The 13,714-nt window shown below is 37.2% G+C and carries 11 protein-coding genes; 8 read left to right on the forward strand and 3 right to left on the reverse strand.

Going from position 1 to position 13,714, the window contains the following annotated elements; genetic code table 11:
- The first annotated feature begins 7 nt into the window (after positions 1–7).
- The 8 genes from accB (at position 8) to MS6x_RS10685 (ending at position 9,932) form a co-directional block, all read left to right on the forward strand.
- The gene (accB, locus tag MS6x_RS10650) at positions 8–499 is read left to right on the forward strand and encodes an acetyl-CoA carboxylase biotin carboxyl carrier protein (protein ID WP_482601817.1); all 492 of its coding nucleotides are present in this window, start codon (positions 8–10) and stop codon (positions 497–499) included.
- A gap of 92 nt (positions 500–591) precedes the next feature.
- Positions 592–1,944, forward strand: a complete 1,353-nt coding sequence (gene accC, locus MS6x_RS10655; protein WP_482601819.1) for an acetyl-CoA carboxylase biotin carboxylase subunit — start codon at positions 592–594, stop codon at positions 1,942–1,944.
- 288 nt (positions 1,945–2,232) lie between these two features.
- On the forward strand, positions 2,233–3,972 hold the full coding sequence (locus MS6x_RS10660) for a hypothetical protein (protein ID WP_482601821.1): 1,740 nt from the start codon (positions 2,233–2,235) through the stop codon (positions 3,970–3,972).
- Between the two features lie 5 nt (positions 3,973–3,977).
- Positions 3,978–7,001 carry a hypothetical protein gene (locus MS6x_RS10665; protein ID WP_482601823.1) on the forward strand — a complete coding sequence of 1,008 codons (3,024 nt, stop codon included), beginning with the start codon at positions 3,978–3,980 and terminating at the stop codon, positions 6,999–7,001.
- 132 nt (positions 7,002–7,133) lie between these two features.
- Positions 7,134–8,252 (forward strand): NAD(P)/FAD-dependent oxidoreductase, encoded by a 1,119-nt coding sequence (locus tag MS6x_RS10670; RefSeq protein WP_482601824.1) that lies wholly within the window; start codon positions 7,134–7,136, stop codon positions 8,250–8,252.
- Positions 8,253–8,415: 163 nt separating this feature from the next.
- Positions 8,416–9,039 (forward strand): hypothetical protein, encoded by a 624-nt coding sequence (locus MS6x_RS10675; protein ID WP_482601826.1) that lies wholly within the window; start codon positions 8,416–8,418, stop codon positions 9,037–9,039.
- Complete coding sequence (locus MS6x_RS10680; protein ID WP_482601828.1) at positions 9,029–9,499, forward strand: 3-oxoacyl-ACP synthase; 471 nt, start codon at positions 9,029–9,031, stop codon at positions 9,497–9,499. Before MS6x_RS10675 ends, MS6x_RS10680 begins: the two co-directional genes overlap by 11 nt.
- A 61-nt stretch (positions 9,500–9,560) precedes the next feature.
- On the forward strand, positions 9,561–9,932 hold the full coding sequence (locus tag MS6x_RS10685) for a SnoaL-like domain-containing protein (RefSeq protein WP_482601830.1): 372 nt from the start codon (positions 9,561–9,563) through the stop codon (positions 9,930–9,932).
- A gap of 10 nt (positions 9,933–9,942) precedes the next feature.
- Here the strand turns inward: MS6x_RS10685 and arfB are convergent, their stop codons facing one another.
- The 3 genes from arfB to MS6x_RS10700 form a co-directional block, all read right to left on the reverse strand.
- Complete coding sequence (arfB, locus tag MS6x_RS10690) at positions 9,943–10,347, reverse strand: alternative ribosome rescue aminoacyl-tRNA hydrolase ArfB (RefSeq protein WP_482601832.1); 405 nt, start codon at positions 10,345–10,347, stop codon at positions 9,943–9,945.
- A 135-nt stretch (positions 10,348–10,482) separates the two neighbouring features.
- On the reverse strand, positions 10,483–11,457 hold the full coding sequence (locus MS6x_RS10695; RefSeq protein WP_482601834.1) for an ABC transporter ATP-binding protein: 975 nt from the start codon (positions 11,455–11,457) through the stop codon (positions 10,483–10,485).
- An 81-nt stretch (positions 11,458–11,538) separates the two neighbouring features.
- Positions 11,539–13,695 carry a prolyl oligopeptidase family serine peptidase gene (locus MS6x_RS10700; protein ID WP_482601836.1) on the reverse strand — a complete coding sequence of 719 codons (2,157 nt, stop codon included), beginning with the start codon at positions 13,693–13,695 and terminating at the stop codon, positions 11,539–11,541.
- Positions 13,696–13,714 lie beyond the last annotated feature (19 nt).

Genomic DNA, 13,714 nt, shown 5'->3' on the forward strand with positions numbered 1-13,714 from the left:
TTACACTATGGATATTAAAGAAATACAAAGCCTTATTAAGTTCGTTGCCAAATCTGGCGCAAGTGAAGTAAAACTGGAAACAGACGATATTAAAATCACTATCCGTACAGGTAGCCTTGGTTCCAATGAGCCTACCTATGTACAGTCCATGCCTATGGCACAAGCACCAATGGTGCAATCTGTACCTGTACAGTCGGAAACGCCTGCTGCCCCTGCTGCACCGGGCAAAGAAGTAGCGGCGGCAGATGACGATGCCAAATATATTACCATCAAGTCTCCTATTATAGGAACATTCTACAGAAAACCGGCACCGGATAAGCCCTTGTTCGTGGAGGTTGGCGATACCATTGCAGTTGGTGATGTGTTATGTGTTATAGAAGCAATGAAACTGTTTAACGATATAGAATCCGAGGTTTCTGGAAAAATCGTTAAGGTACTGGTAGATGATTCTTCTCCGGTAGAATTTGACCAGCCTTTATTCTTGGTAGATCCATCTTAATTTTAAGTTTAGAAGTTTTACAGTTTGAGGTTGAACGCCAAGGCATTTGAACCAACAGACTACTAAACCATAAACTCTTAAACTAAAATACTATGTTCAAAAAAATACTAATAGCAAATAGGGGAGAGATTGCCTTACGCGTCATACGTACCTGCAAGGAAATGGGTATTAAGACGGTGGCCGTCTACTCCAAGGCAGACGAAGAAAGCTTGCATGTGCGTTTTGCAGATGAAGCGGTTTGTATTGGTCCGGCTCCAAGCAGCGAATCTTATCTTAAAATACCGAATATTATAGCCGCTGCCGAAATCACTAATGCAGATGCCATACATCCAGGATATGGTTTCTTATCTGAAAACTCTAAGTTTTCCCGGATATGTGCAGAGCACGATATTAAGTTTATTGGTGCGTCGGGTGATCAAATAGACCGTATGGGAGACAAGGCTACGGCCAAAGCGACCATGAAAGAGGCGGGCGTACCATGCGTTCCAGGTTCTGCAGGGTTGTTGAAAGATGTTGATGATGCCAAAAAAATAGCCAAGAAGATGGGCTATCCGGTCATGATCAAAGCGACTGCCGGTGGTGGTGGTAAGGGAATGCGTGCCGTTTGGAAAGAGGAGAAAATGGAGGAGCTTTTTGAAAGTGCCGTACAGGAATCTACCGCCGCTTTTGGGAATGGCGGTATGTATATGGAAAAACTTATCGAAGAACCTAGGCATATCGAAATTCAGATTGTTGGGGATCAATATGGCAAAGCCTGTCATTTATCCGAGCGGGACTGTTCCGTACAACGAAGACACCAGAAATTAACGGAAGAAACACCGTCCCCGTTTATGACGGACAAGCTTCGTGATGCTATGGGCGATGCTGCCGTAAAAGCAGCGGAATATATTAAATACGAAGGTGCAGGTACTGTGGAGTTTTTGGTAGACAAACACCGCAAGTTCTATTTTATGGAAATGAATACGCGTATTCAGGTAGAGCATCCGATTACGGAACAGGTCATTGACTATGACCTTATCCGAGAGCAAATTTTAGTGGCGGCAGGAGTTCCGATTTCTGGTAAAAACTATTATCCTAAGTTGCATTCCATAGAGTGTAGGATAAATGCCGAGGATCCTTACAATAACTTTAGACCTTCCCCTGGAAGAATAACCACCTTGCACACACCTGGCGGACATGGAGTGCGTATGGATACTCACGTATATAGTGGCTATAGCATACCGCCTAACTACGACTCCATGATAGCGAAGTTGATTACTACGGCGCAAACACGGGAAGAGGCTATTAACAAGATGAAACGTGCTTTGGACGAGTTTGTTATCGAAGGCATTAAAACCACGATACCGTTTCACCGACAGTTAATGGAGCATCCGGATTATTTGGCGGGAAATTATACCACAGCGTTCATGGACGATTTTGTCATGGATCCTGAACCAAAGGAATAGATAGCATAAAACTCCGGCTCTAAGGTCGGAGTTTTTTTATGCCCCGAATTCGAAAGTGGTAAAGTGTACTGAAATTTAACAGGAGAAGCCTAGGGATGTTCAAAAGCTTGTTTTTTTCGGTTTCGGCAATAGTTTTGGTAAAACTATAGAAATGCATGCCCATGTTACCACAAATACTTTTGAAAGTATAAAAAATCCATTAGATTAGGTGTTCACAAAAAAGATATAAGAGTACACGGGTACTCTTAGCGAATTGTTGGCTGATATTTTAAAAACAACATAGAATAAATGAATTTTATAGATATATCTGATTTAAACATATCAACATATCTTGACGTTTTAAAACGAGATACCCAACGTAATAGCTTTCTGTTATACCAGCATAAAGGCGACTTTTTTGCTGATAATAATAGGATTGGCAATGTTAATCAAGAAGGTGCTCATACGAAGTTTTTAATGGTATTAGAAAAAGCAAGACAAGATAATATAGCCCTAGTTTTATCTCCTGAATACTCTTGTCCTAAAAGCGTTATTGATTTAATCATTGATAATGAAAATATGCAACCTCCATCAAATAAAGTATGGGTACTAGGAGGAGAATCAGTTAACAAAGAGGAAATAGCACAGTTACTTGCTGTTAATCAAGATGGTGTTTTTATACATTGCGAGGACGTAATTTCAAAAACGGATAAAAGTTACTCTGACCCACTATATTACATCTTTAGAGGAGTTCATAAAGGTCTAACTAAATTGATTGTTCTAATTCAGTTCAAAACAAGACATATGGGAGTTTGGTCAGGTGATGTAGAAAGGAACAATTTAATAGAAGGAAATAATATTTACATTATCAAAAATAGCAATACATCTGTTAGGCTAATGTCTTTTATATGTTCTGAAGCAATGAATGTAAGAACAGATTTAAACCAACAAGTTAAAAATGAAATTTTATGGGATGATATGCCATTTCTAATACTCCATCCTCAAATCAATCCAGACCCTTCACATCAAAGCTTTGTAGACTTTAGGAAGTTTATTTTAGAAGGAGAAAAAAAGGAAGTTGTCTCACTTAATTGGGGAGTGAACACTTATTTTAATGGAAACAATTGGTATTCTGCAAGAGGAAATACAGCAAGAAGCGGAATCTTTTTCAAAACAGATGAATTAAACTACGAAAATACTCGTGTAATTAGAAATCATAGAAAAGGATTGTATTTTTTACATATCAATAAGAATAAGTTTGTTTATTATTTCGATGGTATCCCTGAATTATTTCATTTAGAAAATCCACCTGTACACATTAATGAAGGACAAGCTCCGCAACGAAGAAGAGAAGGTCCCGAAGTTATTGAAATATATTGTTTTGATATTGCTACATCAACTTTTAATTTGATTCAAGCTACTGATGATAATCATTTACAGTTTTTTATAGATAGAGGGATCGCTAATGATTTTCTACTTAATGCGGATAATTCAATTGTGGATAAGGAAAGACTAATAAATATTTCAATTGGCAAAGTCATTGGTAAGCTTGAAAACAAGTGGTGTGAAGTTATATATTTGAATAGCTTCAACCTGAAAGAAGCAGATGAGTGTAATTGTAGAATGACTTATGTGGAAGATACATATGCATCAAGTGAAACGATTAGAACCCTTAATTGCACTAATTTAATAGAATTGGATCAGAAAATTCTACCAGATAAATCCAAATATCCAGAAAGTATAAAAGATCTTGCTTATAATAATATTATTCTTTCGTATTCTCAGGATGCATCTAACTACAAATACAAGTTTAATTTAACGAATGAAAATGGTGATACAAAAATGGCAACAGTTTGTTATTTAGGTAATGTTTCAGCTAGTCAGGTTAAAAACACCTATGATGAACTACAAAAACTATTTGACGAAGGGACAGAAAGTAAACGTAGAATAGTTGTTTTTTATAAAAATGGAACAGATTTACGTTCTAAATATGATGAAACTGCAGGCAGTATTACCACTCCCTCTAATGATAATAGTTCAATTCTTTAAAAATTATGGATACTTCCCAAATTATAGAGAAATCGAGAGATTTTTTTACTCATTTTGAGCCGATTAATGACACTTTGTATAAGGGCAACTATCAAATAAACGATAAGTTAGCTGGAGTCTATTTTTTAAACTTCAGTGCAAACATAAGCGAACAGGATTTTGAGGAACTTCAATATAAATATTTGGCTGAAGAATTTTACAAAAATGAAGACAGCCTTCAATGGAATATATATTTACTCTTCATTAACAGTACTATTGATGAAGAACTAAAGTCAAAGATATTATCTAACGATAAATATGCTCGTAAGCTAATCTTCCAAGAAAGTGAGTTTCTGGACTATTTTGAGTTGGAAAAATCAATTAAAACCTCTTTGCCCGATATAGTTTCTGAATGGAAAAAGGAGCTGGAGAGTGTAGATTTACAGGAAGTTTATAGTGAATCTTCCTATGTAGATGCTGTTGCCAACTTTCTTGAAAATTCAACAATTAAGGAAGTAAACGAAGGAGCTTCAAGAGACTTATCAAGTATTCCAACAATAGAAAGAATTGCAAATATTAATCTTAAAGATAATTACAGAGGCTTTCCTTTAGTCAGAAATTTTGATTTTGGCGCAGTAAATCTAATTAATGGAGCAAATGGAACAGGAAAAACAAGTTTACTCGAATCAATTGAACTCATTTTAACTGGTAAAACAAATAGAAATAGCGATAAAGATGAGGAAGCAGGATCTATAAGCGCTATTTTAAATAATGATATTGAAGAAGTATACACCCCATACGATAATGGTAAGTATAAGGCCAGAGATATCAAGTGGTATAGTCGTAATCATCTTGTAAGAGGAAACAATTGCTATCAATCATTTAATCAGTTTAATTTTTTTAATACTGATGCTGCATATCAGTTCGCATCTTCCGATCACGAGGATCAGATTAATGAATCTTTAAAACAAATTGTTCTTGGTGCTGAATATACATTTTTGAGAGATAGAATTCAGGGTTTTGAAGGTAGACTAAGACCCGAGCTAAATAGTTTAGAAAAAGGATTAAAAGAGCAAAACGAATTAGTAACCCATCACTTACAATTAATTAAAGATTTAAATTCTGATAAAAATCTTGAAGATATCAAGAAAAATATAGGAGATAATATCCTAACCCTGAAGTATAAAAACACATTATCTATAGATAATTATTCAATTTCAAACTTGTATATCAATGAAATAAAGACGGAAATCGAATACATTCTTAATCAAAATCTTGTTTTTAACCAAAACACCCTTAATAAATTAAGAAGCCAGATTGATGAACAATTAGATACGGTAAGTACTCTAAAGGATAAGTATGATGAAAGAATTGCTCAACGAATAGATTTTCTTAACCAGCAAAAGACTTTAGAAGTAAATCGTGATAAAATAAAATCAATACTTAAATATTTTGCCATTGAAGACCTTAGAAGCATAGAAGATATTGAGGAGCAAATTCAAAAGCATAATTTGAAAATCTCAAAATCTGAAAAGATTAGAAAGGACTTTTCTATATTAAATCTTGATTCTTTTTTGAATGAGAAAAAAGGATTTGAGGATTTGCAAAACTCCAAAAACGAAGATTTTCAAAAGGTTAATACCGATAGAAAAGAGATAGAAAATGAAATAAGAATATTAAGTGAAAATTTCTCAGCTGTTGAAGACATACTCAATAAAATCAAATTATTGGGTAAAGATTTTTTATCGCACAATGAACATTCCCAAAACTGTCCTCTATGTGAGCAGCAAATTTCCCATAATGAGTTGTCTGATAAATTAGATGAAGATTTCAAAAATAATGTGGATAAGAGCATATTGGAGGGAAAATCAAAAAAATTATCGGAGCTAAAAACCAAGGAGGCAAACTTAACCACTGAATTAAAAATGTTAAATGCCTTGAAATTTATAGCTCAGGAAGAAGTGTTGGGTTATGGGACATTGTCTGTAAAGGAAATTGCCGTCCGCTTAAATTCTATTTTGGATGAAGAAGCATCAGTAATTCAGAGTAAAACAAAAATAGAAAAAACTTTAGCCCAAGTAACGGCTATTGGAGGTTCTGTTTCGGAGTTCAAATCATTAAGGGAAGAAATCGGTACATATTTGAATACTAATACTTCTTTTGAAAAAATTGATATAGATAATCTTTTATTACAATTAGAAGATGACATTAAAAAAATAGTTAATACTATCGAAAAACTAAGTCAAGAGAATGATTTACTTATTTCGGACTTAAATAAGTCGCTCCAACAAAAGGAAACCAAAAACGATATTTCAGAAATATTAGATGAAATAAAATCCCAGGACGAAAAGGTAAAAGCTGTAGAGCGTAGCTTTATTAAGATTAAAACATATTTAAACCTTCAAGATGATTTGTCTATTTCAGAGTTAAGTAAAGATTTATACGTTTTAGAAGAAAATATCAAATCTCTCAGAGACTCTGAGAATAGGCAAAAAGAGCTACAAAGAGTTACAAAAGAATTGGAAGATGCAAAGTCTTTCATTACAGAAAACACACTTAAACATACTCGTCTTGAAAAGGCTGTAAAGGTACTTCAAGAACTAAAATCAAACGATGGAGAAAGTGTCTTAGCAGATTATTTTGATAAAAATTTGAAAGAAATAAAAGATATATTTAAGACGATTCACGCACCGCAGGAATTTACAGATTTAAAATTTGAGAATAAGAGATTAGTTTTATACAAAAATGAGGATAAGTACTCAGTAAATCAAATAAGTACTGGACAAAGAGCCGCACTAGTAATATCAATTTTTATTAGTCTTAACCGAAAGCTGAAGAATGGTCCGAATATTATAATATTTGATGACCCAGTTACTTTTATTGATGATTTTAATGCTTTATCTTTTTTGGATTTCATAAGATATTTTATTGTCAAGGAGAATAAACAGATATTCTTTGCAACAGCTAATAAGAAATTTTCAACATTATTTAAGAAGAAATTTGAATTTTTAGGTGAAGGATTTTTTAAGGAATTCGAATTAAAAAGATAAAAAACATCAGCTAACAACACCTATACGCAATACCCTTCGGGATACTGCGCATAGCCAATCCGTTGTGCTAAATTAAATGCTAGTTTTGGAATCAGTTTTTAGTAAACAACGACATCAAACCAAACACACAACATGAACCTAAGCTACTGGGAATATAAAACTTGGTTTTCCAATATAGATTTTACAATCGTCGGGAGCGGCATCGTAGGCCTAAATTGTGCCTTAAGGTTGCGACAACAGTTTCCTAATGCCAATATAGTGGTATTGGAGAAAGGGCTGTTGCCCCAAGGGGCCAGTACCAAGAATGCTGGTTTCGCTTGTTTTGGTAGTATTTCCGAGATTTTATCGGATTTAAAAACCCATTCAGAGGAAGAAGTGCTACAATTGGTACAAGACCGTTGGGACGGTGTAGCGGCCTTAAAGCAGACCTTGGGCACTACAGCAATGGATTTGCAAGTACACGGAGGGCATGAACTATTTTTGAAGGAGGATAAAAGTCTTTATGAGGAATGCATCGCAGCGTTGGATACCGTAAATGAACTACTAGAGCCTGTTTTTGGAGAAGCGGCTTTTGAGATAAAATCTAATTATTTTAAGTTCAAAGGCATAGAGCCAAACTATATATCCCAGTGTTTTGAAGGGCAGATCGATACCGGAAAAATGATGCAAGGCTTATTACAGAAAGCAAATTCGGAAGGGATTCGAATTTTAAACGGAGTCACCGTAACGTCTTTCCAAGACAATGGTGATGCCGTAGCCATTGAGACAAACGAGTTTACCCTTTCATCAAAGAAGTTGTGTATTGCCGTTAACGGATTTGCAACCGACCTGATACCTGAAAACGTAAAACCGGCAAGAGCTCAGGTAATCATTACCAAGCCTATTGATAATCTTGGTATAAAAGGAACGTTTCATTTACAGGAAGGCTATTATTATTTTAGGAACATAGATAATCGAATTTTATTGGGTGGCGGTCGTAATCTAGATTTTAGCGCAGAGGAGACGACCGAGTTCGGCACAACAAAACTAGTACAAGACAAACTTGCCGAAATTCTACATCATGTTATTTTACCCGATACCCCTTTTGAAATAGATTACGCTTGGAGCGGAATCATGGGTGTGGGCGAACAAAAGAAACCCATAGTAAAATTACAATCCGACAATATTGCGTGCGGTGTACGCTTAGGAGGCATGGGTATCGCGATTGGCACCACGGTAGGAAGGCAATTGGCAGATATGTTTCAACAGTGATTCCATTTTCATATGAAATTAATTTGCTAGCATTGCATACGATGGGATATTCTTTATATATTGTCATCCCCATAATATCTTCACCTTAGGTAATTTGACACATCCTTAACCTTTCGATTGTAGTTCGCTGCACTATGGTATACACATAGCTGAACACTATAATATGAAAATAGATTTTAAAAATTACGGGATATATGCCTTGTTGTCTTTATTGATGTCCACTGCTTTTGGATGCTCTAGTATACAAACCCGCTATCAGCGAGAATATAATAGGATTTGGAGAGAAATGGTTAAGAGCGAAGCATGGCAAAAATCATTGGAAAAACAGGCACAAGAACAGGAGCTATATGCCAGTACGGACAATGACATGATACTCGTAGAAGAAGTACCTGAGGTCAAAAGCAATACCTTGTTTGAAAAAGACTATCAATTTTTAGTGTCGAGGGCTTATTTTAAAATCATAACAGAAGCGGAAAAAGCAGATGCGAGCATATCTTCTGAATATAAAATGTTAAAGGAACAGGAGGAAAATAACTCCGTAGGAATCGACAAACAATTTATAAGGAGAATGGATGAAGTCACCAAAAAGTACAATGCGCATAAGGCGATGCTGGGCGGACTAAAGTCTTGGAATATCTTTAGTGAGAATAGATCTGGAGATCTTGATTATTTTAAGGCCGAAAACCGCGAAGCAGTAGCTAAAATGAAACATGAGGGAGAGGGTAACGATCAAATCGTAAATTATCTCATTTATAAAATGGCAGACCTATACCATCTTGAAGAATAGCGACCATTTTCAGAAGCTCAAAAAAACTGCATTTAACCATTGCGCAATATATGTTGCAGAGCGGTTAGAACGATTGAACCGCCAGGCCAAGGAGATTTCGGATGCCCTTACTTCCGAAACTAAAAGTAGTGCTGGAGATAAGCACGAAACGGGAAGGGCGATGCTCCAACTGGAACGTGAAAAATTAGGGGCACAACTTGCCGAAGCCGAAAAAATGCAAGCCTTGTTGCATAAAATTCCTAGAAATACAGCGTTTACCTGTGTTGGCTTAGGTGCCTTGGTAATTACAAATACGAACTCCTATTTTATTTCTGTTTCCGCAGGAGAAACTACCCACGAAAACGAGAAAGTATACTGCATTTCGCCAGCTACCCCAATAGGAAAACTACTCATGGGAAAACAGGAAGGAGATAGCTTTCGTTTTCAATCCAAGGACACTACCTTGTTGACAGTCATTTAATTAAGGGTTAATGGTATTGCTTTTCTTCGTACCTTATAACCACTAATCAAAATATATAATCATGACAACAGAACAAGTAGCTCAGAAATTGGTGCACCTTTGTAAAGAGGGCAAGTATCCGGAAGCTTACGATTTGTATGCAGACGATGCAGTAAGTGTAGAAATGGACGGCTGGGCAGCCGGAGAACAGATTACCAAAGGGAAAGCGAATATTTTAGAAGGATTCAACCAATGGCAGAGTAATATCCAAGAAATGCACGGCGGCAGCGTGGGTGATGCTGTGGTGGCCGGTAATCATTTTGTAGTCCCTATGACAAGCGATGTGACTTTTAAACAAGGAGGTCGCGTTCAAATGGATGAACTATGCGTTTATGAAGTGGCAAACGGACAAATTAAAAAAGCACAATTTTTCTACGAATTGCCTCCGCAGTAGTTTTTAAAGTTTAATCAAGACGGGGTTTGCTTCGATTAGCCTTTTTAAGTGCAGCTTTCTTTTTGGATTTCAGCCGTTTTTCTATGGATGATCTAGACGGTTTGGTAGGCTTCCTTTTTTTAGGGGTTACAAGTGCTGTTTTGAGTACGTCTAACAAGCGCTTTATAACTATGGATTTATTCGTGTGCTGACTTCTGGATTCATCACACTGCACTACCAGTAATCCGTTTTTGGATAATTTGGACTGTAGTTTTAAATAGAGTCGACTTTTTTCTCTTTCGGATAATCCATTGGAATTCTGGACATCAAATGCTACTTCAACTTTAGAGGATACCTTATTTGCATGCTGACCACCAGGGCCACTGCTACGTATGGCCTTAAATTGAAGTTCCGATATAATTACATCACGATCCAAAATAATAGTTTGGGTAAAAATAAGCAAAGCTAGTAAATACCAGTTTTGAGAAAGCACTAAAGGTAAACAGATGACCCTATAAGCTATGTTTTATAAGCCTATTTAAAGGCTGTAATTCCAACAAAATCAGAGACACTATCGTATGCGCTGGTTGATGGTGTTTAAGGAAATATTCAGATACAATTCTTTTCCTTTTGGCAAAACAGTAGAATGCTGAAAATAAATTGATTCACCATTTTCCATAGTTCCTATATTAAGATAATAATTGCCCATGGGATAACTTTCCTTAACCGTAACGGCTAGTCCTGAAGTATCTGAAGCCTTTAGTTCATGTGCATATACGATTATGGTTTTATCCGATTGGGCGTATGATTTTAATTGTGACATGGAAATGCTGTTGGCTTCTCCAAATAGTGACGCGACGTATAGATTTCTTGGATTTCTGTATAGCTCCATAGGCCGACCTTCCGTAATAATACCTGCATCCCGTAATACAATCATGCGGTCCATAAAAGGCAATACATCGTTATGATCATGCGTAGCGACGATACAGGTAATCTCGTTATCCTTTGCGTACTTAAATATGTTTCTACGTAGGTTATTTTTTAGGAAGTTATCAATATGTCCAAAAGGTTCGTCCAATAGCAGCACTTCAGGTTTTTGCGCTAGCACTCTTGCTAATGCCACGCGCTGTTGCTGGCCACCACTTAGGGTGTTTACTTTTTTATTTGCAAAATCTGTTAGCGCTATCATTTCCAACAAGGCCGTTGTTCTTTCTTTTAATTCGGCTGGATAGAACACGGATAAGTATTGCGCTATGTTTTCTGCCACGGAAATGAAGGGCATCAAATCAAAATCTTGGGATAGGTATTTCATAAACGGCGCTCCCGGGACTAGATTATAAGCAGGGCCTAATACGGGTTCATCTTTCCAAAGTACAGACCCCTCTTTTAAATCCATCAATCCGTACATGATTTTCAATAACGTACTTTTTCCACAGCCACTTTCTCCAATCAAGGCCAAATGTTCCCCTTTGGCAATTTTAAGATTTATGTTTTTTAGAACTAATCCTTTGTCATAGGCATAAGAAACGTTCTTTACTCTGAGCATACTTTAAGTTTTATATAGTAGTATAAAAAAATCCGTCCTAACAAAAGAACGGATTTACAACTATTTTATTGATGTAATCTTCTACTCTTTAAATTCTTTTAAAACCGCTTGGTTAGGTAGTTCGTTAAAGCCCATGTTGTATAGGGTAAATCCAAAAATGTCGGCATATTGTTCAATAGTCTTACTTACGGGTGTACCTGCGCCATGACCTGCATTGGTCTCTATTCGAATTAAGGTGGGATTATCACCCATTTGTTTCTCTTGCAGTTCTGCCGCAAATTTAAAACTGTGGGCTGGTACTACACGGTCATCGTGATCTCCGGTAGTGACTAAAGTAGCAGGATAGGAAGTTCCTGCTTTCACGTTGTGTACGGGAGAATAGTTTTTCAAATAACTGAACATTTCTGCATCGTCTTCAGAGGTGCCGTAATCGTAGGCCCAGCCTGCACCAGAGGTGAAGGTATGGTAGCGGAGCATATCCAATACGCCCACTGCAGGTAAGGCTACTTGCATCAAATCTGGTCTTTGGGTCATGGTGGCACCAACTAGCAAACCACCATTAGAGCCACCACGGATAGCTAGGTATTCTTTAGAGGTATACTTGTTGTCAATGAGGTATTCCGCTGCTGCGATAAAATCGTCAAATACATTTTGTTTTTTTGTTTTGATACCGGCATCGTGCCACTTCTTGCCATATTCGCCACCGCCTCTTAAATTGGGTACGGCATAAACGCCACCTTGCTCCATCCAAACGGCATTTACAATACTAAAAGAAGGGGTGAGGCTAATGTTAAAGCCACCATAGCCATATAGGATGGTGGGGTTCTTGCCATTTAATTCCAAGCCTTTTTTGTGCGTTATAATCATAGGCACTTTAGTGCCGTCCTTGGAGGCGTAGAACACTTGTGTGGATTCGTAATCGGCAGGGTTAAAATCGATTTCCGGTTTCCAATACTGCTCGTATTCACCTGTTTCTACATTGTATTTAAAGGAAGAACCTGGGGTGTTGTAGTTGGTAAAGGAGAAATAGAACTCTTTATCCTCTTTTTTTCCTCCAAAACCGCTCGCACTTCCCAGCCCGGGAAGCTGTACCTCCCGTATCTGTTTTCCATCGTAATCGTATTGATATACCTTGGAAATAGCATCAACCATGTATTCTGCAAAGAAATAGCCTCCACCAGTACTAGGGCTTAATACATTTTCAGTCTCCGGAATAAAATCCACCCAATTTTCAAGACTTGGATTAGCTGCATCTACGGTTACTATTTTCTGGTTCGGGGCATTCCGGTTCGTTACAAGATATAGTTTGGAACCTACGTTTTCGATGAGGTAAACGTCAGATTCCGTATCGTCTACAATCGGAATCAATAGTCCATTAGGGTCTTCTAAATCTCTAAGAAATAATTTATTGCCAGAAGTAGATGTCGAGGCCGAAATGGTAAGGTACCGATTGTCTTCTGTTACCCTTGCGCCTACATATCTATGTTTTTCCAAGGGGGTTCCGCCGTAGATAAGAGCATCCTCTTTTTGATCGGTTCCGAGTTTGTGGTAATATACTTTATGTTGGTCTGTTTTTGCGGATAGTTCGCTGCCTTCGGGTTTGTCATAGCTGGAATAATAGAAACCTTCGTTTCCTTTCCATGAAAGGCCGCTAAACTTTATATCTACCAAGGTATCGGCAATAATTTCCCGGGTTTCGGTTTCCATAACAATGGCCTTGCGCCAGTCGCTGCCACCTTCAGAGATGAGGTATGCTGCAAGAGAACCGTCTTTTGTAAAGCTGAGTCCGGCCAGGGATGTAGTTCCGTCTTCGGAAAAAGTATTGGGGTCTAAAAATACTTCGGCTTCGGCATCTCCTTTTTTGCGGTACACCACATATTGGTTCTGTAGCCCGTTATTCTTATAAAAATAGGTGTACTCGCCTTCTTTAAAGGGAGAACCTAATTTTTCATAGTTCCATAATTTTTCTAAGCGATTTTTAAGATCGTTCCTAAAAGGAATATTCTCCAGATAGCCAAACGTAGTTTCGTTTTGGTCTTTTACCCATGCTTCGGTTTCCTCGCTTCGGTCATCCTCTAGCCAACGATACGGGTCTGGTACATCGGTTCCGAAATAGGTATCAACGGTATCAACTTTTTGTGTAGTAGGATAGGTCACGGCTATGGTTTCTCTTTTGGTTTCTGTTTGGCACGCTGTAAATGTAAGAAGTGTTGCTAGGCCTAGAATTGATTTTTTCATGTTTTTAGATGAATTTGTC

Source organism: Maribacter sp. MS6, from assembly GCF_056839185.1.